Here is a 24591-nt window from a genome sequence, read left to right on the forward strand (position 1 = left end):
AGAGATTCATTCCTTAGAGATTTATATCATATATTAAACTTTAATTGGTTTACTTCACTCCCCAAACAGCCTCCCCATCACCGCTCAGCACACTAAACGTCACAACTTCTTTCTCTCTCGCTGAGTCCCATTCTTTCAGGAAGACGCCGTCATAATTTGTGCCGTTCAGGTTGATTCGGGCTTTGCTGCTGTCCGTTTTTGTCCAGGTTCCCGTCATTTCCCCGGAAATGGTGCCGTCGTTGTTAAGCCGGATGGTTTTTGGGGTTTTGATCGTAGCTGTAATGTCTTTTCCGTGCTGGATGAGTTTGTAGGCTCCGGATGCGGCGGATGCCGATATCTGTGTATCCGGTTCTCCCGCGTAGCGGTATGGCGCTGCAACGGGCCATCCGTCTTTGTTCATGTACAGCCGATGTACTCTGACTTCGTGCTCTTCGCCTCTGTTCGGGAAACGGGTGTGGAAAATGAGGTATGATCGTTTCGTTTTCCCGTCGTAAAACACGGAGTTGTGTCCCGGCGATACGTAGCCCGTGCCTTTTTCAGATTGTGAGGCGAAGCTGTAGCCGCCCATGAGTTTGACCCCGTACGGTTCAATTGCTTTGTCGTCGAAGAAACTGCCGTCTTTTCCTTTGGCATCAAGCATGTTATGGCCTGCGGCGTCATAGTACGGACCGTCCGGATTTTTGGAACGCGCCACACGCATATGATAACCGCCGGCTGCGTCAAGTCCGCCGAGTGACAGATACAGATAGTAATATTTCGTTTCCGGATTGTAGCTGATGTACGGGCCTTCGATTCTGCTGTGATTTCCGCCGAGCAGTTTTTTTCCGTAGCCTTGGTTCGGGAGCGGGAAACCGGTTTTCGGATTCATTTCCAGTATAAAAATCCCGCCGGAGTAAGAGCCGTACACCATCCAGAGCTTGCCTTTGTGATCAAAAAACGTTTGCGGATCTACGACGTTCGGGTGAACGTTTGCATTATACGTCGTGCCGTCTTCGCTTTTTCCTTCCATGCCCGATTTCAAAAAGATGCCTTTGTTTTTGTAGGGCCCTTCGATTTTGTCACTCACGGCGACACCGAGAGCTGATCGCGGCGAGTCTCCTTTACAGGCGTTATAGTACATGTAATATTTCCCGTCAGACAGCTGGGTGACGTCCGGCGCCCACAGCGTATCAGACTGGGCCCAGTCGAATGTCTCTTTTAATTCGGTGTAGACGTTCGGGATCAGGGGATTATTGGGATTGACGCTTGAAGACATCTGCTGCCACTGCATCAGGTTTTTCGACTTGGCGGAAGCCAAATGCGAGCCGAATACATAATATGTATCGCCTGTTTTGATGACGGACGGATCATGCACGCTGACCTCTGAAAAAACCGGATGCTGGGCTTTTGCCTGCGGCAGAGTGAACCCGATGACCGCTGCTGAGACCAGGCACACACGAAAGAAACTGGTTTTCATTTTCTATAATCTCCTCGCTCTCTTCTTTTCTTAAAACGCTTTCAAGACAACGCTCCATTTTATGACGCGGATGGCGGAAATATGTGATTAACAGCGCCGGCTTCGCGATGTACCGCTTTACTTCGATAACAATCTGATTTGTGAAAGACTGGAAAAAAAGTTTTGACTTCTGATTCGCAAACACTTAATATAAAAAACAGTTACTAGTTATCAGAATATTTAAGAATTGAGTGAAGCATATATGACCTTACACAAAGACCGCCGCATCGGGCGATTGTCCGTCCTTCTTCTGCTTCATGAGACTGAAGAAAACCAGCAGATCAGCCGGCTGGAACGGGACGGCTGGAAAGTCTGTCTCGGCAGGGTGGGTTCAATGGATGCGCATAAGGTGGTAGCTGCAATTGAAACCGCTTCCAAAAAGAGCGGTGTCATTCAATCTGAGGGTTATCGCGAATCACATGCGCTGTATCATGCCACAATGGAAGCTTTGCACGGAGTGACGCGGGGCGAAATGCTGCTTGGCTCGCTGCTTCGTACCGTGGGCCTGAAGTTTGCCGTCTTGCGGGGAAATCCGTATGAAAGCGAGGCGGAAGGCGATTGGATCGCCGTTTCACTTTACGGCACGATCGGAGCTCCGATTAAGGGGCTTGAGCACGAAACATTCGGAGTCGGAATTAATCACATATGAATCAGCCCATAGATTTCAGATGATAGGGGGCTATGCATGAAATATCATTTTCATGGCATAGCTCCTTTTTGTATGGGCGCTTTACCAAAGTAAAGGAAAAGGGGTTGAAATGATGGTGACGTTAGACGGTTCCTCACTGACAACCGCAGATGCCCAGCGTGTGCTGTTTGATTTTGAAGAGGTTCAAGCATCTGCCGATAGCATGGAACGTGTGAAAAAAAGCAGGGCGGCGGTTGAACGGATCGTTCAAGAAGAGAAGACCATTTACGGGATTACGACGGGATTCGGCAAGTTCAGCGATGTGCTGATTCAAAAAGAAGACGCCGCGGATCTGCAGCTGAATCTGATTCTTTCTCACGCGTGCGGCGTCGGTGATCCGTTTCCGGAATCTGTATCGCGGGCCATGCTGCTTTTGCGCGCCAATGCCCTGCTGAAAGGCTTTTCCGGCGTGCGGACTGAGCTGATTGATCAACTGCTCGCGTATCTCAATCATCGCATTCACCCGGTCATCCCGCAGCAAGGGTCACTGGGGGCGAGCGGGGATTTGGCGCCGCTTTCTCATCTCGCACTGGCGCTTATCGGTCAAGGCGAAGTCTTTTACGAAGGGGCCCGGATGCCGACAGCTCATGCTTTAGAACAGACAAACCTTCAGCCGGCCGTCCTGACCTCTAAGGAAGGGCTCGCGCTGATCAACGGAACGCAGGCCATGACCGCGATGGGACTGATCGCTTACCTCGAGGCCGAAAAGCTGGCCTATCAGTCGGAACGGATCGCGAGCTTAACGATCGAAGGCCTTCAGGGCATTATCGATGCGTTTGACGAGGACATTCATGCCGCCCGCGGTTATCAGGAACAGATGGATGTCGCAGAGCGAATCCGCTATTACTTGTCAGACAGCAAGCTGACGACCGTCCAAGGGGAGCTGCGTGTCCAGGACGCCTATTCGATCCGCTGTATTCCTCAAGTCCACGGTGCATCATGGCAGACATTAGCGTATGTAAAAGAAAAATTAGAAATTGAGATGAATGCCGCGACAGATAACCCGCTCATTTTCGAAGACGGCGCCAAAATCATCTCAGGCGGAAACTTTCACGGACAGCCGATCGCCTTTGCCATGGATTTTCTCAAAGTGGCGGCGGCCGAGCTTGCAAACATTTCTGAACGCCGGATCGAACGGCTTGTGAATCCGCAGCTGAATGACCTGCCGCCCTTTCTGAGCCCTCAGCCCGGCTTACAATCCGGAGCGATGATCATGCAATATGCGGCGGCCTCCCTCGTGTCAGAAAATAAAACCCTGGCCCATCCCGCCAGTGTCGATTCCATTCCTTCATCGGCAAACCAGGAGGATCACGTCAGCATGGGAACCATCGCCTCAAGGCACGCCTACCAGATCATTGCGAATACGAGACGGGTGCTTGCCGTTGAAGCCATTTGCGCGCTGCAGGCCGTGGAGTACCGGGGTGCGGAACATTGCGCCTCGTACACAAAACAGCTCTATCACGAAATGAGAAACATCGTCCCGTCCATACAAGAAGACCGCGTGTTTTCTTATGACATCGAGCATCTGAGTGACTGGCTGAAGAAGGAGTCTTTTCTGCCGAATGAGCATCACCAAAAACTGATGACCAATGAAGGGGGACTTACAAGATGACTGATGTAAAGAAATCAATCCGCGCCGGCCGCGGCACCGAACTTGAATGCTTAGGATGGGAGCAGGAAGCCGTGCTCCGCATGCTCCGAAACAACCTTGACCCGGAGGTTGCCGAAAAGCCGGAGGATCTGATCGTATACGGCGGCATAGGCAAGGCCGCGCGAAACTGGGATGCTTTTCACGCGATTGAGCGTTCCCTCAAAACGTTAAAAGATGATGAAACACTGCTGATCCAATCCGGAAAACCGGTCGGACTGTTCCGCACGCACAGCCGCGCGCCCCGCGTCCTGCTGGCTAATTCGGTTCTCGTGCCGAAATGGGCGGATTGGGAGCATTTCCATGACCTTGAGAAAAAAGGGCTGATGATGTACGGGCAGATGACGGCCGGCAGCTGGATTTATATCGGCTCACAAGGTATTTTGCAAGGCACCTATGAAACCTTTGCTGAGCTTGCGAGACAGCATTTTGGCGGCAGTCTGAAAGGAACCCTTACGCTGACGGCCGGACTTGGCGGAATGGGAGGCGCTCAGCCGCTGTCCGTCACGATGAATGATGGCGTCGTCATCGCCGTTGAAGCGGATGAAACACGGATTGATAAACGCATTGAAACAAACTATTGCGACCGTAAAACAGCATCAATTGACGAAGCGCTGCGCTGGGCCGAAGCAGCCAGACAAGCCGGAGAGCCTTTATCGATCGGCCTTCTCGGTAATGCGGCTGAGGTGCATCATGAGCTTTTGAACCGCGGCGTCCATATTGACATCGTGACCGATCAGACTTCCGCTCACGACCCGCTGATCGGCTATATTCCGGCAGGATACTCACTTGAAGAGGCCGACTGCCTGCGCCGGGAGCAGCCTGAATTGTACGTAAGGCTTTCCAAGCAGAGTATGAAAAAGCATGTGGAAGCCATGCTCGCCTTCAAGAAAAAAGGTGCCGTCGTCTTTGATTACGGCAACAATATCCGCCAGGCTGCCAAAGATGAGGGTCTCGCCGATGCTTTTGATTTTCCGGGATTCGTTCCCGCCTACATCCGGCCTTTATTTTGTGAAGGAAAAGGGCCGTTCCGCTGGGCCGCGCTGTCGGGAGACCCTGAAGATATATACCGCACTGACGCTTTATTAAAAGAGCTGTTTCCAGAAAATCAAGCCCTTCACCGCTGGATTGACATGGCACAGAAAAAAGTCACATTCCAAGGCCTGCCGTCCCGTATTTGCTGGCTCGGCTACGGTGAACGGGAAAAGATGGGGCTCGCCATTAATGAATTGGTCAGAAACGGCGAGCTGAAAGCCCCGATCGTCATCGGAAGAGACCATTTAGACTGCGGATCTGTCGCCTCTCCGAATCGGGAAACAGAAGCGATGAAAGACGGAAGCGACGCGGTCGGCGATTGGGCGGTGCTGAACGCGCTGATCAACACGGCCTCAGGCGCAAGCTGGGTTTCTTTTCACCACGGCGGGGGCGTCGGCATGGGGTATTCCCTTCACGCGGGAATGGTCGCGGTCGCTGACGGCAGCATCCTTGCGGAACAACGGCTTTCCCGCGTTCTGACAAGCGATCCGGGAATGGGCATCATCCGCCATGCGGACGCAGGTTATGAAAAAGCGGCTCAAGTCGCCGAGGAACAAGACATTATGATACCGATGAAAAAGGAGCGGTAACATGCCGAAACAAATAGATACCCTACTCACCAACATCGGCCAGCTGCTGACGATGGAATCCGGCGGCCCCCGATCAGGCGGAAGCATGCAGGATCTTCGTGTCACGGAAGATGCCGTCATCGGCATTTCCGACGGGCGCATTGTTTTTGCCGGACATCAAGGAGCGGAGGAAGGATACGAGGCAAGAGACATCATCGACTGCGGGGGACGGCTCGTCACCCCCGGCCTCGTCGATCCCCATACCCATCTTGTATTCGGAGGGTCCCGGGAAAAAGAACTGAATTTAAAAATTCAGGGCATGTCCTATTTGGATATTCTGGCGCAAGGCGGCGGTATTTTGTCAACGGTCAAAGACACGAAAGCCGCTTCCGAAGAAGAACTGATTGAAAAAGGGCTTTTTCACCTCGGACGCATGCTGTCATACGGCATCACGACGGCAGAAGTAAAAAGCGGGTACGGACTCGACAAAGACACGGAGCTGAAACAGCTGACCGCGGCGAAAAAACTGGGCGAACGCCAGCCGGTCGACCTTGTCACAACTTTTATGGGGGCACACGCCATTCCGCCTGAGTACCGGAACAGCCCTGACGAATTTCTGGATCGCATGCTGCAGCTTTTGCCTGAAATAAAAGAAAAAGGCCTCGCGCAATTTGCCGATATTTTCACAGAAACAGGCGTCTTTACCGTCAGCCAGTCGCGGGACTACCTGAAAAAGGCGTCTGAAGCTGGTTTCGGCCTGAAAATCCATGCTGATGAGATTGACCCGCTCGGCGGCGCGGAATTGGCGGCAGAGCTGCATGCTGTTTCTGCCGATCATTTGGTGGGGGCGTCTGACGAAGGCATCGAAAAGCTAGCGGCGTCCGGAACGATCGCCGTCCTGCTGCCGGGCACGACTTTCTATCTCGGCAAACACACTTATGCGAGAGCCCGGGAGATGATTGATGCGGGCGTACGGGTCAGTTTGGCGACTGACTTCAACCCGGGCAGCTCACCGACAGAAAACCTCCAGCTCATCATGTCAATTGCCGCGCTTCATTTAAAAATGACCGCAGAAGAAATCTGGCACGCTGTCACCGTTAATGCCGCGTATGCGATCGGAAAAGGCGAAGAGGCCGGACAAATTAAAGCCGGACGGGCGGCTGACATTGTCATTTGGGAAGCGCCGAATTACATGTATATCCCGTATCATTACGGCGTCAATCATGTACACCGTGTCATCAAGAATGGAAAGACGGTTGTCTCAAGGGAGGGAGCCGCTCTTGGATAAGTATCCGTTTCTGCAAAAAGCCGGCTCCCTCTTCAACGACCGCCATGTGACAAGGATCGGCGATGTGACGGAAGCGTGGGCGGGACAACCGATCAAAGGGCCGGCTTTGATCGGCGTTCCGCTTTCTAAGTCGTCAATCAGCCATTCCGGCGCCTGCTTTGCACCCGGTGCGATCCGCCGGGCGCTCGGCGGGATTTCCGCTTATTCCGCGGAGCTGCGGGAGCATGTCATTGACCATCTTTACGATATCGGTGATATTCAGATTCACGTCACGGATGTCGTCACATCTCACGAACACATTTACCGGACCATTCATGACATTCTGACGGACCAGCCTGACTGGGTGCCCGTCATTCTCGGCGGCGACAACTCCATTAGTTATTCCACCATTAAAGCCATTGCGGAAACGAAAGGAACAACGGCCGTCTTTCAATTCGACGCCCACCACGACGTCCGCAACACAGAAGACGGAGGACCGACAAACGGCACGCCATTCCGCCGGCTGTTAGATGAAAATATCATAAGCGGACAAAACCTGATTCAGCTTGGAATCAGGGAGTTCAGCAACAGCTTGGCATACGAACAATATCTAAAAGAACGGCAGGCAGACGTGCATACAATGGAGATGATCCGGGAGAAAGGGCTCCTCCGAACGATACAAGAGGTCTTGCCAACCGTTCAAAAAAGAGCCGACGCCATTTTTATTTCGGTTGATATGGATGTGCTGGATCAAGCTCATGCGCCCGGCTGCCCCGCGATCGGCCCAGGAGGCCTGTATACCGAAGAACTGCTTCAGGCGGTCCGGTTTTTAGCCCAGGAGGCTGACATCTCGGGTATTGAGATCGTTGAGGTTGATCCGACACTTGATTTTCGCGATATGACAAGCCGGGCAGCCGCACACGTCATTTTACATGCATTAAAGGGATTTAAATTGTCACGTTAAAGTCAAATCCGGCACGCGTGCTCTCGGCTGCCGGAAGATTCTCACGCCACGCAAAAAGGGGGAGATCACGATGGATGTTGATCAAGGCGGCAATCAACTAAAGCGCACGATGAAAAGCAGGCACTTATTTATGATTTCATTGGGAGGGGTCATCGGCACGGGGCTGTTTTTGAGCACAGGGTATACATTAAGCCAGGCCGGGCCGGGCGGGACGATCGCCGCTTACCTGATCGGCGGCTTGATGATGTATCTTGTCATGCAGTGTCTCGGAGAATTGTCAGTAGCCATGCCTGTGACCGGTTCATTTCAAACGTATGCGACAACGTTTATCGGGCCGTCCACGGGTTTTATGGTCGGTATCATGTATTGGGTGAATTGGGTGGTGACGGTAGGATCGGAGTTTACAGCTTCCGGTATCCTCATGCAGCGCTGGTTTCCCCACAGCAGCGTCTGGATGTGGAGCGCGATTTTCGCGGCTCTCCTTTTTGCCGCCAATGCATTCTCCGTTAAATTGTTTGCAGAAACAGAGTTTTGGTTTTCAAGCGTCAAAATCGTTACCATCCTTTTATTTATCATCTTAGGCGGCGCCGCGATGTTCGGTTTGATTTCATTGCACGGTTCGGGTGAAGCTCCGATGCTGTCGAATTTTACCTCACACGGCGGACTGTTTCCGAACGGCTTTCTTGCGGTTTTCATCGCAATGATTTCCGTAAGCTTCGCCTTTTCAGGGACGGAGCTGATCGGAATTACAGCGGGTGAAACCGCCAATCCGGCAAAAGATATTCCGCGTTCGATCCGAAATGTCGCCTGGAGAACGGTCATCTTTTTTATCGGCGCCATTTTTGTGCTGTCCGGACTGATCTCCTGGAAGGAAGCCGGTGTGATTGAAAGTCCGTTTGTCGCAGTCTTTTCCCAAATCGGTATCCCATACGCCGCAGATATCATGAATTTCGTGATTTTAACGGCTTTGCTTTCGGTCGCCAACTCCGGACTGTATGCTTCCACCCGGATGCTGTGGTCTCTTGCGAATGAAAACATGATCAGCGCCCGGTTCAAAAAAGTCACGCCGAAAGGCATTCCGCTGAATGCTCTGCTCGCCAGCATGGCCGTTTCCTGCATATCCTTGATCTCAAGCATCGCCGCCCCGGGCACGGTCTACGTGGTGCTTGTGGCAATAGCCGGATTTGCCGGCGTCGTGGTGTGGATGAGCATCGCCCTGTCTCAGCTGTTATTTCGAAAACATTATTTGAAAAACGGCGGACGCGTCTCGGATCTGACCTTCCGCACACCGTTCTACCCTCTCGTTCCGATCGCCGCTGTGATCTTATGTTTCGCTTCATGCGTAGGCCTTGCATTTGATCCCAATCAAAGAATCGCCCTCTTCTGCGGAATTCCTTGTATGATCCTGTGCTATCTCATTCGTTTTTTGAGAAAGAAACAGCCGAAACAATCCGTCCGTGACATTCATTTGGATAAAACCATGCCATAAAAAAAGGCACATACTGATGAGGTATGTGCCTTTCTTCTCTTATTCCGTAATCAGCGTATGAATCAGTTTCGGCGCTTCCGCTTTTTCTGAGATGCGGATGTTGTCATAGACTTTGGCGGTCACGTCTTCAACGTTTTCGCGGTTGGCGTAAAGGGTGACGAGCGGCTCGCCTTTTTCGACGTTGTCACCGACTTTCTTGCGGAGCATAATGCCGACGGCCAGATCGATTTCGTCCTCTTTTGTCGCACGTCCTGCGCCCAACAGCATCGCTGCGACGCCGATTTCGTCAGCGACGATTTCTGAAACGACACCCGCTTCTTTTGCCGGAACGTCAATTTTGTACGCCGCCTGCGGAAGTTTGGACGGATCGTCAACAACGGAAGCGTCTCCTCCCTGATTGCTCAGGAACTCTTTGAACTTTTCAAGCGCTTTGCCGTTTTTCATGACTTCCTGCAGCTTCGTTCTCGCTTCTTCCAATGTCTCAGCTTTTTTCGCCAATACGACCATTTGGCTGCCGAGCGTGAGGACGAGTTCGTTTAAGTCTTCAGGGCCTTCCCCTCTTAATGTATCAATGGCTTCTTGTACTTCCAGGGCATTCCCGATCGCAAAACCGAGCGGCTGCGACATGTCAGAAATCACGGCCATCGTCTGGCGGCCGACGTTGTTTCCGATGCGGACCATTGCTTTGGCGAGGTTCACGGCGTCTTCATCCGTTTTCATAAACGCGCCGGCGCCCGTTTTGACGTCAAGCACGATGGCATCTGCTCCGGCGGCGATTTTTTTACTCATAATTGAGCTTGCGATCAGCGGGATGGAGTTCACCGTACCCGTTACATCACGCAGCGCATACAGCTTTTTATCGGCAGGCGTCAAATTGCCGCTTTGTCCGATGACGGCTACCTTGTCGCGGTTCACAAGCTTGATGAATTCATCTTTTGACAATTCCACGTGGAAGCCTTCGATCGCTTCCAGCTTATCAATGGTTCCCCCCGTATGGCCGAGACCGCGGCCGGACATTTTAGCAACGGGAACGCCGAGCGCCGCGACGAGCGGTGCGAGTACGAGAGTTGTCGTGTCGCCGACCCCGCCCGTAGAGTGCTTGTCGACCTTAATGCCTTCAATGGCGGAGAGATCAATCGTTTCCCCTGAATTCACCATCGCCATTGTCAGATCGGCGCGCTCCTGATCCGTCATATCCTGAAAGTAAATCGCCATAGCCAGCGCGCTTGCCTGATAATCAGGGATGCTTCCGTCCGTGTATCCTTTTACGAAAAATTGAATTTCTTCTGTTGTAAGTTCTTTTCCATTTTGTTTTTTTACAATAAGATCTACCATTCTCATGATCTATCACCTGTCCTTCATTTATGTTCAGTGAATTAATCCGACGATCGCCGCTGTCAGGAAGCTGACGAGCGTTGCGCCGTACAGCAGCTTCAGCCCGAACCGCGCGACGACGTTTCCTTGTTTTTCATGCAGCCCTTTCACCGCACCGGTAATGATTCCGATAGAGGAGAAATTCGCGAATGAGACAAGGAATACAGATACCACTGCCTGTGTATGCGCACTGAAATGGAAATCACCGGATGAGAGTGTCTGCATCGCCACAAATTCATTCGATACCATTTTCGTCGCCATAATGCTTCCGGCGCTCACCGCTTCATTCCACGGAATACCGGTTAAAAACGCAAACGGCGCGAAGACATATCCGAGCAGCGCCTGGAATGTAATGCCGAAGACCGCGTTGAAAACGCCGTTGACCAGAGCAATGAGTGCGACAAATCCGATCAGCATCGCCGCTACAACGACGGCGACTCTGAATCCATCCATTATATACTCACCGAGCACTTCAAAAAAGGATTGCTTTTCTTCTTCAGGAACGACGATCAAATCCTCTTCTTTGCTGACGGTGTACGGGTTGATGATAGAAGCGATGATAAATCCGCCGAATAAGTTCAGCACAAGCGCCGTCACGACGTATTCGGGCTTCAGCATCATCATGTAAGAACCGACGATCGACATTGAGACCGTCGACATTGCGGACGCGCAAAGCGTGTATAAGCGCTGTTCAGTAAGATAGCCGAGCTGTTTTTTCAAACTGATAAAGACTTCTGATTGCCCTAAAATCGCGGATGCGACAGCGTTGTAAGATTCGATTTTCCCCATTCCGTTCACCTTGCTTAACGCAAGACCGATATACTTCGTGATGAAGGGGAGGACCTTCCAATGCTGCAGAATTCCGATTAAAGCGGATATAAAGACGATCGGCAGAAGCACGCTCATGAAGAACGTCGTCTGTTTCGCATTCACAAGCCCGCCGAATACAAAGTTAATCCCTTCTGATGCATATTCCAGCAAGTAGTTAAATCCTTTTGCAAAACCGCCGACAAGAAAATTCCCGATACCGGTGTTGAGGAGAATATAACCGAGAATCAGCTGCAGCACGAGCATGACGGCGATCGGCCGGATTCTGATTCTTTTTTTGCCGTTGCTGGCAAGCCAGGCAAGACCTAAAAACACAATGATTCCGATAATTCCGATGAGATACTTCATATGTGTTCTCCTTTTATTTGTATTCGCTTACAATTTTTTATGCATCAACAAAGAAAGAGGATGGCGGAAGCTTTCAGCTTCCGCACTGCTGATTAATAGTCGCTGCTGCCGCTGTCTCCGCCGCTCACGATAGAGACGCCCGCACTTGCGCCGATCCGGCTCGCGCCCGCAGCGATCATGCTGTCAACATCAGCTTTTGTTCTGATGCCGCCTGATGCTTTGACCCCGATGTCCGGTCCGACTGTTTTTCTCATGAGAGCGATATCTTCAGCCGTTGCCCCGCCTGTAGAAAAACCGGTAGACGTTTTGACGAAATCTGCGCCTGCGGATACCGCCAAGCGGCACGCGCGCTCTTTTTCTTCATCTGTCAAAAGGCATGTTTCGATGATCACTTTGACGAGCGCTTTTTTATCAGCTGCTTCAACTACCGCGCGGATATCAGCTTCAACCGCTTCATCATCGCCGTCTTTTAATGCGCCGATATTGATGACCATGTCAACCTCAGTGGCTCCTTTTGAGATGGCATCCTTCGTTTCAAATGCTTTTGTTTCCGATGTCGTTGCGCCGAGAGGAAATCCGATAACGGTGCAAACGTCAACTCCAGTGCCTTTCAGTTCCTCCGCTGCGAGTTTGACCCAAGTCGGGTTTACACAAACGGAAGCGAATTTATATTCTTTTGCTTCTTTTATCAGTTGTAAAATATCCGCTTTTTGTGTATGCGGTTTCAAAGCAGTATGGTCTATTTGACTTGCAATTGACATTGTATGCACTTCCTTTTTCCTAGGATACGTTTAGAATAACCGAATTTTGAACATATGTAAATTGGTAATTGAAATTATGTTCATGAATTGTCACAATTCTTGAATGAGTTTTTTGGCCGTATGCTGATCGGTAATCAAAACGTTGGCGTACTTTCCTTTCAGGGCACCGTGAATGGCCTTGCATTTTCTGCTGCCGCCCGCCACCAGAATCGAACGCTCTTTCATTTTCAAGTCGCTGAGCTCGACTCCGATCGTCCTGCCGTTAATGCTGCTGCTGCAAATCCTGCCTTCCTCGTCAAAAAAGCGCGAACAAATATCGCCGACTCCGCGTGCTTTCAGCAATTGTTTCTCTTCTTCCCGGAAATAGCCGAGTCTGAAAAGCAGCGCCTCATCCCGGACGGTTCCGACCGTAAACAGGGCGATATTGGCTTGTCTGCCCATTTCAATGATCCGCTTAATATGTCTGTCCCGTTCGACCATCTGTTTCACATCGGCGCTGTCAAATATAACCGGCAGCGGCAAATACCTCGGCATCGTCTGAAATGCTTCGGCGAACAGCTGAATCGTTTCTGACGAGTACGTATTGACATTGGAATGACTGATGCCGCCTTTCAGCTGCACGACTTCAACGCTCTTTACCTGCTTCGGCTCCATGCGGCTTGCGATCTGGTACATCGTCGTCCCCCAGCTTACGCCGAGTATATCGCCGTCCTTTACGGTTTTATGCATATAGTCTGCGCCATAGCGGCTTAAGTAATGTGTAATGGCCTGGTAATCGTCGCTTGGAGAAAAGACGACGTGCGCCTCAAGCAGCCCGTATTTTTCTTCCAGCTTCGCGCCGAGTTCGTCCAGATCCTCAAACGGGTCCATGACGCGAATTTGAACATACCCTTTTTCCTTTGCGTACTGCAGCAGCCTTGAAACGGTGGGGCGTGACAGATCAAGCCGTTCGGCGATCTGCTGCTGGCTGTAATCTGATTGATAATATAGTTTTGCCGCTTCTATGCTGAGCTGCTGTTTTTCACGATCCATGTCGCGCCTCCCCTCTCCGCTTATCATATCACCAAAACACGCGGTAAAAAAGCACCCTCTGATGGGGTGCCTATTTTTTCAGCACAAGCTCCTGAATCGCATGCGCCACGCCGTGTTCGTTATTTGATTTCGTTTCAAAATCAGCTATCTCCCTTACTTCCGGGATGGCATTGGCCATTGCCACACCGCAGCCGGCCCACTGAATCATGGACATGTCGTTGCCGTTATCGCCGATTGCCATGACGTCTTTCTGTTCAATGCCGAGTTTTTCGGCCAGCAGCTTGACTGCGTTTCCTTTACTGACTTTCGGGTGAAGAATCTCATGGAAGAATGGCGCGCTTTTAACCATTGTGTATGTTTCCTTGAATGATTCCGGAATGGAAGCGATCGCTTTCTCCAGCTTGTCCGGATCGTCAATGAACATGACTTTCGGAATCAGAATATCCTTCGGCACTTCATCGATCGTGCGGAAATGAAGCGGCACTTTCGTAATGTATGATTCGTATACCGTGTATTCACTGATATCCCGGTTCGGCGTGTACAGATTGGCTGTGTCAAAGTAATGCATCGGAGTATCCAGCTGTAAGCTCAGCTCGTAAAGCGACTTCAAATCCTCATAACCTAATGACTGCTCGGCCACGACACCGTTTGTATACGTATTTTGGACGAGTGCGCCGTTATAGGCAATCACAAAGTCGCCTTCTTCCTGTAAGTTCAGCTCTTCCAAATACCGACGCACGCCGCCGATCGGCCGGCCCGTGCACAGGACGATATTGACCCCTTCCGCTTTGGCGGCATCAAGCGCCCCGCGGACTTCAGCCGTCACTTCATGATGATCGTTTAGTAGTGTTCCGTCCATATCTATTGCGATTAACTTGTACATCCTGCATCTCCTTTGTATCCTTTTCTTCTTATGCTTTCATCATATCGTTTTTTCGTTTCAATGAAAAATCAAACGGACAAGTTTCTCCGCCTTCTCTTCGTAAACCGGGCCTGCCTCCGGATGCGGGGCCGTCTTTTCCCCTTGTCAGCTTGTTCGCCGCCGTCATCTGTTTTCTGCTTCAAGAGCATCAGCCCCGCCGCAAAGAAAGGGACGGCCGCTATGTCCAGAAGGGCAAGCTTTATTCCCATCGCTGCGGGAAAGTATGCCCATAATGAACGGCTGTTCCGCCTGATCATGATATAAGAAACGATTTCCAGCAGGATAAACAGAGCGTTCACCCACAAGTAAATAAGTAGCGCCGCAAACAGAAACAGCAGGAGCGTATTCCGCAGCGTGCCGGAAAACAGAAGAGCGCGCATCATATCAAAGAATGAAAAAGACTGCATGCTGCCGTTGACGACATTGGGATTGTAAATGGTAAAACGCCCGAACTGATCAAAAAGCATAAAAAATAACCATAACAGTGAAAACCATTGAATGATATGTACGATGACACCCGTCAAAACGAGTCTGTCGGCAGCCTTATTTCTCATGTGCATCCTCCCCGCCGGTTTTTATTCTTGTCATTGTTTTTGTTTCTCCGTATATCTTCCAAATGAGCGTACCGTTTTTTCCTCTTTTCAACGTGCTTTTGACGGGGTGCGGATGGCCGAGGTATTCAATCTCGATCGTCCCGTCCGTGTTTTGTGAGATCACCTTGTACACATCTGAGGGCATGGCAACCTCGCCGCGGCCTTGAATGACCTGCTTTGTCAGCACGCTGTCTTTCGTAAACGTGACGGTTTCAGATCTGACCCCGTCCATCGGGCCCGGCTTCAGCCCCGCATCCCATGTCCCGTAATAAAAAGGGGTATCGTCTGCTTTCTTTTGCGAGCAGCCTGTTATCATGACGCATCCGAAAACAAGAACCGTCATGATGAAAATCCGTATGTTCCGCAACATGATCACCTTCCTTTGAAGCTTTTTTACGCCTGTAACTTAGGCGGATGCCGTGGCACTGTGCAATTGACTACATAGTGTATAAAGACTTCACTAGATAAGGAGAATGATGAATGAACCCATATCAGTACTACACCCCGCCTGCCTATTTCCCTCAGCAGCAGGAATACGAAGTGAACCGCGTTGAGTATGAGCCGTATCAGCAGCAGGAAAGCTATTATTATGCGCCCCCTCAGTCCGAAGAACGGCAGCCGACAGGTTTAGAACGGAGAGTTGCCCAGCTTGAAAGACAAAACGCCGAGCAAACGAGAGAGCTCACCCGCCTCTCACAAGAAGACCAGCGCCAAAACCGGGAAATCACGCGTATGAATGAGCAGATCAGACGGCTGAGCCAGTCCATTGAAATCCATACCCGCCGCTTGAACCGTTTGAATCAGCGCCTGCGCGCAGTCGAAAACAGACTCAATATTCCTTTTCACGCTACAGAAGGCGGCTTCTGAGAAAAAGGGCCGGAATACAAAGCTCGACAGGCCATCCCGAGCCTTGTATTCCGCTCTGTACATAACAGGTAAATATTTGAATCCTTTTCTTGCATGAATGCCTCTCCTATTCTTTCACATGATAAATGTGTAAAATCAATCACTCCAGGAGGTCTTCATGATGTATCAAAACCAATACAGCGGAAATCAGCTGCAGCAATGCCGCCAAACAGCACAGCAGCTTATTCAGCAGACACAGCAAAGCAGTCAGCAGTACAAGCAAATGCTCCAGCAGGAACAGCAAAACATTCAAATGCTTCAGCAGATGCTTAACCATGAACAGCATGCCGTTCATACCATTCAGCAAGCGCTGCAGGGGCATGAAGCGGCCATTCAGAAATGCCAGCAAATCGTGAATGTGTGCAATCAGCTTCAGCAGGAAGTAAGCGGACACATGCCTGCACCGGTGGCAAACGCTAATGTTTCTTCATTCCCGCAAACACAGCATCACACACCGTTTCAGCAGCATTCATACCAGCAATAGGCCGGTCATGCAAATGACAAAGCGCGAGATACCGGCTTTGTCATTTGTTTTTATCTTTGTTTTGTCAGATCAATGCGATGAGCGGGTTTTCCGCCGAATTTTGCTTCCGCCTCATGCCTTACCGCTTCAAACGCTCTTGCTTCGACGTTTTGTTTAAACACATCAAGCTGTATCAAATAAGCCGCCCGCACTTTCAGCCCGTGGATGATGGAGATGACCCATAAAGGCAGCACGATATACACGCCCGGCGTGCTCGGCAGCACAAAAGCAATTGCTAAAATAATAAAATAGATAAGTCCGTATTTCAGCCATTTTTTGTTCTTAGCCCGGTAGCCGATATAGAAAAAGGCCAAGAAAGCGGTCAGCGCAAACGGCGCGAAAGTCAGCAGCAGCCACCAGCTGTGCAGCACTTCCCACCAAGTCCCTCTTTTCGTAATCAACATTCATTCCTCCTCCTTTACTACTATAACATGGATAATCAAGGAAGGTTTTCTATAAAAAACATAGACGGAATGACGTCTTCCTGCTATATTAATAATGATAATCATTATCACTGAAATAGGGGGATCATTATGAAGAAACAATCATGGCTGATCGGCCTGGCACTTCTGCTTGTTTTCGCATTAAGCGCTTGCAGCGGCGCGAAGGAAAACAACGGATCGGCATCAGGCAAAGGAAAGACAGACATGCGTACATATGAATCAACAAAAGGAAATATTGACATACCCGCACATCCGAAACGGATCGTCACTGACTTTTATGCAGGTGAGCTGCTGTCCGTTGACGCAAATGTCGTGGGGGCGGGCTCATGGACTTTCAAAAATCCGTTTATCAAAAAACAGCTGAAAAACATTACTGACATCGGCAATCCCGTCAATGTGGAAAAAGTGATGCAGCTGAAGCCTGATTTAATCGTGCTGATGAAGGAAGACCAATACGAGAAACTATCGAAAATCGCGCCGACGATTGTCATTCCTTTTAACACCGCAAAGAATACGAAAGATACGGTCAGCCTATTCGGCGACATTGCCGGGGCGAAGGATAAAGCCAAAAGCTTTATGGCAGACTTCAACAAAAAAGCCGAAGCCAATCAAAAGCGCCTCAAAAACGTGATCGGCAAAGGCGAGACAGTCGGCCTTTATGAAACGACGGATAAAGGCGAAATCTGGATTTTCAATGACAATTCCGGCCGCGGCGGCCAAGCCGTTTATAACGCGCTTGGATTGAAAGCGCCGGCCAAAATTGAAAAAGACATCATGAAAACAGGCGCCATGAAACAGGTTTCCCAAGAGGTCATCCCTCAATATGCGGCTGATTATATGTTCATTACCGATTACAATCCGAATGGAGAAAGCAAAACATTTGAGCGTCTGAAAGATTCATCCGTTTGGAAAAATCTCGATGCCGTAAAAAACAATCGTGTCTTTATCAACGATTTCAACACCTTCTATCCTTATGACCCGATTGCCGTCAGCAAACAGATGGATATCATCACCGACATGCTGATCAAACGGGCTGAAGAAAATAAAAAATAAAAAAAGCGGCACAGTCATGACACTGTGCCGCTTTTCCTGTTCACTTTAATTTTGACTGTACGGAGCCCGGCATATCTTCAAATCTGATTTCTTCCCAGGTCTCGACATATTTTCCTTTCGCCTTCACTTTCAAATACGCGTTCTTCCGAAGGTCTTTCCCGGCGAAAAAGGTCACTTCTTCTTTTTTCCCGGATGCGTTATATCCGTCTAATGTATACTCAGTACCGCCCGGGCTAAGATGTTTGCCATCTCGATCAATCTGTACATAGACGTCTTGCTGGTGAATAAACGGATTAAATCTGTCTGTAACATCATTATGAAAAAAGAGAAGTCCGTATATGACGGCAGCGGCCGCCAAGACGGCCAGGATTGCCAATGCTTTTTTCATCTGTGCACTCCCCTTACTTGTTCATTTTTTTCAAATAGCTTGACCGCACTGTGAGGAAGAACAGAAGCTGAAAGATGAAAAACCCTCCGATGGTCAGACTGAGCGGCCCCGCTACATCGGAATAGCCTTCCACGGCCAATGTTCTCAAGGCAAACAGCGTATGCATGACGGCAATGACGAAAGGAAAGAAAAAGAGAATCGCCAATTGTATTGTCACGCTTTGTGCCATTTCACGCTCACTCAGGCCGATTTTAGCCAATGATCGGTAGCGCTCCCGGTCCTCATCTAAATCAGTGAACAGCCTGAAATATAAGAAACTTGCTGCCGCGACAAAGAATACAATTGCGATAAACAGGCCGATAAATAAACTCAGGCTCGGCAGCTGCACCGTATCATAGTACGTCCCGGCTTTTGCCATAAAATCAGAATGCACGTCGATATAGTTGCCGTAAATCTCATTTTTCAAGGATTGGCTGATCCCAAGACTGTCTTTCCAATGATCATAGCTGTAGCCGTATAATGACGCTTTTTCACCGAGTGATTTAAGCTGATCAAAGGTTTGATCGTTCACCGCGATGATGGCATTTAATGAAATCAGCGGTTTTTCGACTTCTTTTACCGTCAGTTTTTGGTCAGACGGCTTGCCTTTTTGGTTCAGCAGCTTCAGCTGATCCGGTGCTTTGTTTTTGAAATTCCGGTCATACGTACCCGGAAAATAGACAGCCTCATCATGTTTCAGGCCGTTCAGCTTGACATGGAAGTATGTTGACACATCCGATTCGCTGATCATGTAAACAGGGGGAACAGTATCTCCTTCCTGATAGCGAATATAGGAAACATTTATTTTGTCTTTCTTATACGTAAAGCCGTGTGTTTTCAGTTCATGGTCAATATCTTTCAAATGAGTCTGTTCTTTTGGATTATTGCTGTAAGATACATACTCCATCTCATAGGCGGACTCTTCCGCCCCGACAGTCGATTTGTACATTGCGAGCACGCCTGTCGCAGTAAACGCAACCGCAGAAATAATGCTGACGATAAAGAACAGGCGGGCGTTGTCTTTTAAACGATAAACAAGATCAGAAACCCAAATGACATTTTTCCCGCGCAGATAAAAGGTTTTCCACTTCTTCAGCGCGCGCAGAATCCAGATGCTGCTTTGGCTGAAAAAGAAATACGTGCCGATGACGGTAAGCAGTAAAATGATAAACGGTTGAGTCCCGTGGACATTGCCTTTTAAAACCATGCCGTACCCGCCGCACAGGCAGGCGATGCCGAATATAGACAGAAGCACGGACGGCTTCGGCTCCGGCTTAATCTTGTCAGTGCCCTTTATTAATTTGATCACCGTATTTGATCTGACAAAAAGGATCGTGAACTGCGATAAAAGGAAAAATAAGAGCAGAAATCCGCCGGCCGTAATGCCGAGCGCTTTCCAAGGCATGTACAGAGGCAGCGCGTCCATTTCTAAAATATAAGCGCCGACCGTAAAGAACGTTTTCGAAAAAATGAAGCCTCCGATAATCCCGGCTGCGATCGACATGACGCCGATGATCATGTTTTCCGCCGTAATGAGCTTTCTCAGCTGCACCGGCGTAATACCCTGCATCAGCAGAATACCGAATTCTTTATTTCTCGATTTCAAAAATGCATTAACCGAATACAGAACAAATAAGAAAGAAAAAACAAAGATCATCCATTCCGCGGCGGTTAAGCCTTTTCTGGCGATGTTATTCAGGTAGCCTTCCTTTAAAGCCGGATGAAACAGGAACATCGCAAAGGTAAAGAAAATCAAAACGGAAAAAGCGCTGCTTAAAAAGAAGGCAAGATAGGCCCTTTTGTTTCTCGTGACGTTTTTATAAGCGAACTGAAGAAAGGTCATTTGCGTTTCCCCCCAGCATAGACAGCACATCGAGAATCTGCTCATAAAAGACTTGGCGGTTTTCCCCGCGGTAAATCTCATTAAACAGTTCGCCGTCTTTTATAAAGATGACGCGGCGGCAGTAGCTTGCCGCAACCGGATCGTGGGTCACCATCAAAGCCGTGATATGATCATCCTGGTTCAGGCTCTGCATCGTTTCCATGACGTCTTTTGACGCTTTGGAATCAAGGTTGCCCGTCGGTTCATCGGCCAGAATGAGTGACGGCTTATGAATGACCGCTCTTGCGATGGCGGCCCGCTGGCGCTGTCCGCCGGATACTTCAAACGTCCGTTTGTTGAGCAGGTCTTCGATTCCGAGCTTTGCCGCGATGCCGTGCAGTTTTTCTTCCATGACAGACGGCGCTTCTTTTTCAAGCGTTAACGGCAGCATGATATTTTCACCGATTGTCAGTGTGTCCAGAAGGTTGAAATCCTGAAACACAAATCCGAGCTGCTTGCGGCGGAAATGAGCGAGCTTTGTCCGCTTCAGGCGATGCGGGTTTTCTCCGTGAATCAGGATATCGCCTGAATCCGGACGGTCGATCGTTGAAATGATATTCAAAAGCGTTGTTTTTCCGGACCCGGACGGCCCCATCACCGCCGTAAACCCGCCTTCTTCTATTGAAAATGAAATTTGCTTCAAAGCTTGATAGGACACTTGTCCTTTATAGGTTTTATTTATATGTTTGACTTCAAGCATATTCGCCATGAAAATCCTCCTTATGGTTTTATTCTTGTTGATCTGGACTGCTTTCATGTAGTGCCGGGGCGTTCAGCATAAAAAATCCCCTTGACATAAATCCATGTTATCAAGGGGAAACAGAACGAGCTATGTTGTTTTCTTAACGCAGCCTTACATTTTTGTAAGAAATGAAAATCGGACCGATGTCCCTTCACCGGGGGACGAGCTGATGTCCACCGTATGATTGAGCTTGCCCGTAATTTCTTTGACGAGATGAAGGCCGATTCCCGTAGATTCTTGGAAACGCCGTCCGTTTTCGCCGGTGTAATAAGGGTCAAACACCCGCTTGATATCTTGCGAGGGAATGCCGACACCGTAATCTTTGACTTCAAGCACCGTCCTGTCTTCATCGCGGAAGACATTCAGCTCAAGTCTGTCACTCTTGCCTGCCGAATACTTGACCGCATTTGTGACCACTTGGCCGATCGCAAATTTGAGCCATTTCGCATCGGTGTAAATCTGATGATCATCGCGAATGTCCATTTTCGGATAGACGCGGTATTGAATAAAGAATCGTTTATAGCTTTGAATGACCGATTGGAGAAGCTCTGATAAGGAAACCGCTTCAATTTTAAAATCCCTTTCAAACAGGTCGAGCCTGGAAGAATAAAGAAGCGTCTCCAGCCCGAATTCAATCTGCCGGACTTCTTTTTTGATTTGTTCAAAAACGGGCTCATCCTCTTCTTGAATGATTAAATTAATGACCGACAGCGGCGTCTTTACTTGGTGCACCCATTGATTCATATACGTCACCCGCGCGTCGAGTTTGGCTTCGGTCTCATGGAGCTTCTGGTGCTGCAGCCGGGTCAGCTCCATCTGCTTTTCATACAGCTCTGAACAAAACACTGAAGAACCGAGATACGGGATGTCCGTCCCTTCCTGCTCCGAGCTGAGCCAATGATACACGCCGCGGTCTTTGTACCAGCGATAGGCAAGATACCCCGCCAAAATAAGAAGCTGCACGCCCAATATGTAAAACAGGTGGGAAAAAGAATGAAGACCCGCAAACCAGTAATAAAAGAAGACAAACAGCCCTTGAAGGAGAAAAAGCAGAATCAGCACGGCATGAGACCGGAGAAACAGCTTCATGACAGCGCCCTCAGCTGGTAGCCTTCGCCCCGCACCGATTCAATCGAAATAGGCGCATTCAGCTCCCGCAGTTTTTTTCTGAGCCGCGTGATATACACGTTAAGTGTATTATCATCGACGAAAATGTCTGTGTCCCACGTTTTTTCCATGAGCCGGTCTCTTCCCGTCACCTTTTCTCCCCGCTCCAGCAGCACTTCCAAAAGCTTGCTTTCTTTTTTAGAAAGCTCGCTTTTTTCGTCCTGAAAGCGCAGTTCAAACCGTTCTACAAAGAGCTGCACACCGGCATATTCAACCACTTTCTCTCCCTGCTTTGCGGCGTACTCTCCGTATGCCCTGCGGATCTGGCTTTTGATTTTCGCCAGCACAATATCGTAGGAAAACGGTTTTTCGATATAATCATCTCCGCCGTTTTCAATCGCCATCACTTGATCCATTTCCCCGCTTCTGGCTGAGATGAAAATGATCGGGCTTGTAGAATGCTGGCGGATCTGGCGGCACCAATAATAGCCGTCATAAGACGGCAGATTGATATCAAGCAGCACCACATCAGGCTTTTCCCGCAAAAAAACATCAAGAACAGCCGTGAAATCCGCGGCGGCCACTGTTTGATATCCGTATTTTTCAAGGTAATTCTGCAATAGTCCGCGAATGTCTTCACTATCTTCCACAATCATGATTTTATTCAAACTGAACCACTCCCGTTTCTTACACTGCTGCCATCATCATAATCGTTTCGGGCGTACGGGCGCAACACCGCACAAAAAAACCGCCATCTTGGCGGTTCTGTTCCCATCAGCCGACCTGCTGTTTTATGGCTTTACCGGCTGATCCGAACTCTCTCATTTTGCTTCGCACCGTCTCTTCCACGGCTTCAATGCCGGGTGTCATGTAGCCGCGCGGTTCGTACAGATCGCCGTTTTCCTGAAACATGCGGCGTGTTTCGTCTGTCCAGGCTACCATACATTCCGTGTTGATATTGATCTTCGCGTGGCCGAGCGTGATGGCTTTTTTGATCTGATCCTGCGGAATCCCGGATGCTCCGTGGAGAACGAGGGGAATATCAGTCATGCGGGAGATAGCCTCCATTTCTTTAAATCCGAGATTCGGTTCACCTTGATATTTGCCGTGGACGGAGCCGAGGGCGGCGGCCAGCGCGTCGATATTGGTTTCTTTGACGATCCGCTCACATTCGGCGACATCGGCATAGCGGACCCCGCCGACCAGCCCGTCTTCCATACCGCCGACCGTGCCGACTTCTGCTTCTACTGAGGCGCCGTGCTTAGCCGCATAATCGGCGACTTCTTTTGTCATCGCGATGTTCTCATCAATCGGATGATGGGAGCCGTCAATCATCACTGAGCTGAATCCGGCGTCAATGGCCTGTCTGCAGCGTTCCGCACTGCTTCCGTGATCAAGATGGAGCACGACGGGAACGGTAATCGCCATTTCTTCCATTAACGCGCCGACCATGGCGGAAATCGTTTTAAAGCCGCCTAAATAGTCGACCAGACGATCGGAAGCCGCGGCGATGACCGGCGATTGCTCCTTTTGTGCCGCTTGCAGAATCGCCTTTGTCCATTGGAGGCCGTTGATATTAAATTGGCCGACTGCATAATGCTCCCGTTTCGCTTCTGCAAGAAGATGTTTCATGGTGACAAAAGCCATGTTCACGCCTCCTTCATGAAGTATTTTGATACGACGGCTTCCGTTGTTTCCTTTGCCGTTTTGATCGTTTCCTCCGCAGTCAGCTTATAATATTCAGGTCTGAACAGCTCTACGGAGACAACATCATTGAATCCGATTTCTTTTAACGCTGACAGATGGGCGTCTAAGTCAATCGCACCCTGTCCAGGCCAGACGCGGTCTTCATCTGTTAAAAAGCCGATCGGAAAGTCTTCTGTATCGTCGATATGATAGATGAAAATTTTCTTTCCGTCCGCCTGCTTCAAGCTCTCAATATTGGAGCCCATCGCGTGGAAATGGAAGCTGTCAAACACCAGTCCGACATTATCGCGGCCGACAGCGTTCACGATGTCATACGCCTGTTCAAATGTATTGACCGTACATTGCGGGTGGCCGACAAATTCAAGGGCAATGTTTACGCCGTACGGCTCCGCGATGTCCGAAAGCTCAGTCAGCACCTCTATGCTGCTCTTTTTGATCTCTTCTTTCAAGATTTTCCGCTCTGTCACAAGCGGCACGGCCACCACATATTTCACGCCGAGCGTCCTGCAGGTTTCCATCATGCTTTTGAATTCCGAAATGATCTCCCTATAGCCCTTCTCATCACGGTTGTTGAAGAAAACCAGTGCGTTCAGGGCAAGCGGTTTAATGTGATGGGTTCGAAAATATTCCGCCAGATCGGCCAGTGAATGGTCTTTTAAGTATTCCGGCAGCTTATCCATTGTGCGGATTTCAATATAATCATAGCCGTGCTTTTCGCACAGTTCTAAATCCTGTTTCAGGTTTGAATTCTCCAGCGTAGTCGCTTCATTAAAGCAAAGTTTCATGTC

Annotated in this window: 25 protein-coding genes; 9 read left to right on the forward strand and 16 right to left on the reverse strand. The window is 49.6% G+C overall.

Translation table 11 applies throughout. The annotated features are described in order from the left end of the window. Positions 1 to 49: 49 nt before the first annotated feature. Entirely contained in the window at positions 50 to 1456 is a 1407-nt protein-coding gene (locus NYE36_RS19935) for a glycoside hydrolase family 43 protein (protein ID WP_113766441.1), read from the reverse strand. A gap of 241 nt (positions 1457 to 1697) precedes the next feature. On the opposite strand from NYE36_RS19935, the gene hutP reads away from it, so the two are divergent. The 6 genes from hutP to NYE36_RS19965 all read left to right on the forward strand — a co-directional run bounded on the left by hutP (position 1698) and on the right by NYE36_RS19965 (position 9155). Then, on the forward strand, positions 1698 to 2144 hold the full coding sequence (gene hutP, locus NYE36_RS19940; RefSeq protein WP_004393292.1) for a hut operon transcriptional regulator HutP: 447 nt from the start codon (positions 1698 to 1700) through the stop codon (positions 2142 to 2144). A gap of 112 nt (positions 2145 to 2256) precedes the next feature. Continuing rightward, positions 2257 to 3795: a histidine ammonia-lyase gene (gene hutH / locus NYE36_RS19945; protein ID WP_064108000.1), complete on the forward strand. Its 1539-nt coding sequence runs from the start codon at positions 2257 to 2259 to the stop codon at positions 3793 to 3795. After that, positions 3792 to 5456 (forward strand): urocanate hydratase, encoded by a 1665-nt coding sequence (hutU, locus tag NYE36_RS19950; RefSeq protein ID WP_265450975.1) that lies wholly within the window; start codon positions 3792 to 3794, stop codon positions 5454 to 5456. The genes hutH and hutU overlap by 4 nt, the downstream gene beginning before the upstream one ends. Before the next feature lies 1 nt (position 5457). Next, the gene (gene hutI / locus NYE36_RS19955; RefSeq protein ID WP_265450976.1) at positions 5458 to 6723 is read left to right on the forward strand and encodes an imidazolonepropionase; all 1266 of its coding nucleotides are present in this window, start codon (positions 5458 to 5460) and stop codon (positions 6721 to 6723) included. Then, positions 6716 to 7666: a formimidoylglutamase gene (gene hutG / locus NYE36_RS19960; protein ID WP_156240522.1), complete on the forward strand. Its 951-nt coding sequence runs from the start codon at positions 6716 to 6718 to the stop codon at positions 7664 to 7666. Before hutI ends, hutG begins: the two co-directional genes overlap by 8 nt. A 70-nt stretch (positions 7667 to 7736) precedes the next feature. Continuing rightward, complete coding sequence (locus tag NYE36_RS19965) at positions 7737 to 9155, forward strand: amino acid permease (RefSeq protein WP_265450977.1); 1419 nt, start codon at positions 7737 to 7739, stop codon at positions 9153 to 9155. 39 nt (positions 9156 to 9194) lie between these two features. Here the strand turns inward: NYE36_RS19965 and NYE36_RS19970 are convergent, their stop codons facing one another. From NYE36_RS19970 to NYE36_RS20000, 7 genes are all read right to left on the reverse strand, one after another. Continuing rightward, entirely contained in the window at positions 9195 to 10496 is a 1302-nt protein-coding gene (locus NYE36_RS19970; RefSeq protein ID WP_007407816.1) for a pyrimidine-nucleoside phosphorylase, read from the reverse strand. 27 nt (positions 10497 to 10523) lie between these two features. Then, positions 10524 to 11705 carry a NupC/NupG family nucleoside CNT transporter gene (locus NYE36_RS19975; protein WP_004393280.1) on the reverse strand — a complete coding sequence of 394 codons (1182 nt, stop codon included), beginning with the start codon at positions 11703 to 11705 and terminating at the stop codon, positions 10524 to 10526. Between the two features lie 92 nt (positions 11706 to 11797). Then, positions 11798 to 12466 (reverse strand): deoxyribose-phosphate aldolase, encoded by a 669-nt coding sequence (gene deoC / locus NYE36_RS19980; RefSeq protein WP_004393277.1) that lies wholly within the window; start codon positions 12464 to 12466, stop codon positions 11798 to 11800. 90 nt (positions 12467 to 12556) lie between these two features. Next, positions 12557 to 13498 carry a sugar-binding transcriptional regulator gene (locus NYE36_RS19985; protein ID WP_007407818.1) on the reverse strand — a complete coding sequence of 314 codons (942 nt, stop codon included), beginning with the start codon at positions 13496 to 13498 and terminating at the stop codon, positions 12557 to 12559. Between the two features lie 70 nt (positions 13499 to 13568). Continuing rightward, a complete protein-coding gene (yidA, locus tag NYE36_RS19990) occupies positions 13569 to 14381 on the reverse strand; it encodes a sugar-phosphatase (RefSeq protein WP_015240895.1) in 813 nt (270 codons plus the stop codon). A gap of 68 nt (positions 14382 to 14449) precedes the next feature. Beyond that, entirely contained in the window at positions 14450 to 14974 is a 525-nt protein-coding gene (locus NYE36_RS19995) for a hypothetical protein (protein ID WP_012118825.1), read from the reverse strand. After that, positions 14964 to 15383 carry a DUF3255 family protein gene (locus NYE36_RS20000; protein WP_007407821.1) on the reverse strand — a complete coding sequence of 140 codons (420 nt, stop codon included), beginning with the start codon at positions 15381 to 15383 and terminating at the stop codon, positions 14964 to 14966. Before NYE36_RS20000 ends, NYE36_RS19995 begins: the two co-directional genes overlap by 11 nt. Before the next feature lie 110 nt (positions 15384 to 15493). Here NYE36_RS20000 and NYE36_RS20005 point away from each other — a divergent pair, with 110 nt between their 5' ends. Beyond that, positions 15494 to 15880 carry a hypothetical protein gene (locus NYE36_RS20005; protein ID WP_007407822.1) on the forward strand — a complete coding sequence of 129 codons (387 nt, stop codon included), beginning with the start codon at positions 15494 to 15496 and terminating at the stop codon, positions 15878 to 15880. A gap of 160 nt (positions 15881 to 16040) precedes the next feature. Beyond that, positions 16041 to 16403 carry a hypothetical protein gene (locus tag NYE36_RS20010; RefSeq protein ID WP_265451009.1) on the forward strand — a complete coding sequence of 121 codons (363 nt, stop codon included), beginning with the start codon at positions 16041 to 16043 and terminating at the stop codon, positions 16401 to 16403. 50 nt (positions 16404 to 16453) lie between these two features. Here the strand turns inward: NYE36_RS20010 and NYE36_RS20015 are convergent, their stop codons facing one another. Continuing rightward, on the reverse strand, positions 16454 to 16846 hold the full coding sequence (locus NYE36_RS20015) for a hypothetical protein (protein WP_007407824.1): 393 nt from the start codon (positions 16844 to 16846) through the stop codon (positions 16454 to 16456). A gap of 129 nt (positions 16847 to 16975) precedes the next feature. Between NYE36_RS20015 and NYE36_RS20020 the strand changes: the two genes are divergently transcribed. Next, complete coding sequence (locus NYE36_RS20020) at positions 16976 to 17938, forward strand: iron-hydroxamate ABC transporter substrate-binding protein (protein ID WP_253600609.1); 963 nt, start codon at positions 16976 to 16978, stop codon at positions 17936 to 17938. 40 nt (positions 17939 to 17978) lie between these two features. Here NYE36_RS20020 and NYE36_RS20025 read toward each other — a convergent pair whose 3' ends face one another. From NYE36_RS20025 to iolI, 7 genes are all read right to left on the reverse strand, one after another. Continuing rightward, entirely contained in the window at positions 17979 to 18326 is a 348-nt protein-coding gene (locus NYE36_RS20025) for a YxeA family protein (protein WP_094032042.1), read from the reverse strand. Positions 18327 to 18339: 13 nt separating this feature from the next. Further along, on the reverse strand, positions 18340 to 20208 hold the full coding sequence (yxdM, locus tag NYE36_RS20030; RefSeq protein ID WP_265450979.1) for an ABC transporter permease YxdM: 1869 nt from the start codon (positions 20206 to 20208) through the stop codon (positions 18340 to 18342). Continuing rightward, on the reverse strand, positions 20183 to 20956 hold the full coding sequence (gene yxdL / locus NYE36_RS20035) for an ABC transporter ATP-binding protein YxdL (RefSeq protein WP_007614823.1): 774 nt from the start codon (positions 20954 to 20956) through the stop codon (positions 20183 to 20185). Before yxdL ends, yxdM begins: the two co-directional genes overlap by 26 nt. A 144-nt stretch (positions 20957 to 21100) precedes the next feature. Continuing rightward, on the reverse strand, positions 21101 to 22078 hold the full coding sequence (gene yxdK / locus NYE36_RS20040; RefSeq protein ID WP_144664761.1) for a two-component system sensor histidine kinase YxdK: 978 nt from the start codon (positions 22076 to 22078) through the stop codon (positions 21101 to 21103). Continuing rightward, complete coding sequence (gene yxdJ / locus NYE36_RS20045; protein WP_044802357.1) at positions 22075 to 22764, reverse strand: two-component system response regulator YxdJ; 690 nt, start codon at positions 22762 to 22764, stop codon at positions 22075 to 22077. Before yxdJ ends, yxdK begins: the two co-directional genes overlap by 4 nt. Before the next feature lie 106 nt (positions 22765 to 22870). Then, positions 22871 to 23743, reverse strand: a complete 873-nt coding sequence (gene iolJ, locus NYE36_RS20050) for a 6-phospho-5-dehydro-2-deoxy-D-gluconate aldolase (protein ID WP_265450981.1) — start codon at positions 23741 to 23743, stop codon at positions 22871 to 22873. Positions 23744 to 23745: 2 nt separating this feature from the next. Continuing rightward, positions 23746 to 24588, reverse strand: coding sequence for a 2-keto-myo-inositol isomerase (iolI, locus tag NYE36_RS20055; protein WP_007407832.1), 843 nt, complete (start codon positions 24586 to 24588; stop codon positions 23746 to 23748). Positions 24589 to 24591: the final 3 nt, after the last annotated feature.

Source organism: Bacillus sp. FSL R5-0593, from assembly GCF_038603755.1.
Classification (GTDB): domain Bacteria; phylum Bacillota; class Bacilli; order Bacillales; family Bacillaceae; genus Bacillus; species Bacillus velezensis.

Excerpts from the sequence above, each read along its gene's own strand:
- yidA (WP_015240895.1), bottom strand. The coding sequence starts at position 14,381 with ATGTACAAGTTAATCGCAATAGATATGGACGGAACACTACTAAACGAT.
- NYE36_RS19975 (WP_004393280.1), bottom strand. The coding sequence starts at position 11,705 with ATGAAGTATCTCATCGGAATTATCGGAATCATTGTGTTTTTAGGTCTT.
- NYE36_RS19985 (WP_007407818.1), bottom strand. The coding sequence starts at position 13,498 with ATGGATCGTGAAAAACAGCAGCTCAGCATAGAAGCGGCAAAACTATAT.
- hutP (WP_004393292.1), top strand. The coding sequence starts at position 1,698 with ATGACCTTACACAAAGACCGCCGCATCGGGCGATTGTCCGTCCTTCTT.
- NYE36_RS20020 (WP_253600609.1), top strand. The coding sequence starts at position 16,976 with ATGAAGAAACAATCATGGCTGATCGGCCTGGCACTTCTGCTTGTTTTC.
- iolJ (WP_265450981.1), bottom strand. The coding sequence starts at position 23,743 with ATGGCTTTTGTCACCATGAAACATCTTCTTGCAGAAGCGAAACGGGAG.
- yxdK (WP_144664761.1), bottom strand. The coding sequence starts at position 22,078 with ATGAAGCTGTTTCTCCGGTCTCATGCCGTGCTGATTCTGCTTTTTCTC.
- NYE36_RS19995 (WP_012118825.1), bottom strand. The coding sequence starts at position 14,974 with ATGAGAAATAAGGCTGCCGACAGACTCGTTTTGACGGGTGTCATCGTA.
- deoC (WP_004393277.1), bottom strand. The coding sequence starts at position 12,466 with ATGTCAATTGCAAGTCAAATAGACCATACTGCTTTGAAACCGCATACA.
- NYE36_RS20025 (WP_094032042.1), bottom strand. The coding sequence starts at position 18,326 with ATGAAAAAAGCATTGGCAATCCTGGCCGTCTTGGCGGCCGCTGCCGTC.
- hutH (WP_064108000.1), top strand. The coding sequence starts at position 2,257 with ATGGTGACGTTAGACGGTTCCTCACTGACAACCGCAGATGCCCAGCGT.
- hutU (WP_265450975.1), top strand. The coding sequence starts at position 3,792 with ATGACTGATGTAAAGAAATCAATCCGCGCCGGCCGCGGCACCGAACTT.
- yxdM (WP_265450979.1), bottom strand. The coding sequence starts at position 20,208 with ATGACCTTTCTTCAGTTCGCTTATAAAAACGTCACGAGAAACAAAAGG.
- yxdL (WP_007614823.1), bottom strand. The coding sequence starts at position 20,956 with ATGGCGAATATGCTTGAAGTCAAACATATAAATAAAACCTATAAAGGA.
- NYE36_RS20010 (WP_265451009.1), top strand. The coding sequence starts at position 16,041 with ATGTATCAAAACCAATACAGCGGAAATCAGCTGCAGCAATGCCGCCAA.
- NYE36_RS19970 (WP_007407816.1), bottom strand. The coding sequence starts at position 10,496 with ATGAGAATGGTAGATCTTATTGTAAAAAAACAAAATGGAAAAGAACTT.
- NYE36_RS19935 (WP_113766441.1), bottom strand. The coding sequence starts at position 1,456 with ATGAAAACCAGTTTCTTTCGTGTGTGCCTGGTCTCAGCAGCGGTCATC.
- NYE36_RS20015 (WP_007407824.1), bottom strand. The coding sequence starts at position 16,846 with ATGTTGATTACGAAAAGAGGGACTTGGTGGGAAGTGCTGCACAGCTGG.
- iolI (WP_007407832.1), bottom strand. The coding sequence starts at position 24,588 with ATGAAACTTTGCTTTAATGAAGCGACTACGCTGGAGAATTCAAACCTG.
- NYE36_RS19965 (WP_265450977.1), top strand. The coding sequence starts at position 7,737 with ATGGATGTTGATCAAGGCGGCAATCAACTAAAGCGCACGATGAAAAGC.
- hutI (WP_265450976.1), top strand. The coding sequence starts at position 5,458 with ATGCCGAAACAAATAGATACCCTACTCACCAACATCGGCCAGCTGCTG.
- NYE36_RS20000 (WP_007407821.1), bottom strand. The coding sequence starts at position 15,383 with ATGTTGCGGAACATACGGATTTTCATCATGACGGTTCTTGTTTTCGGA.
- NYE36_RS20005 (WP_007407822.1), top strand. The coding sequence starts at position 15,494 with ATGAACCCATATCAGTACTACACCCCGCCTGCCTATTTCCCTCAGCAG.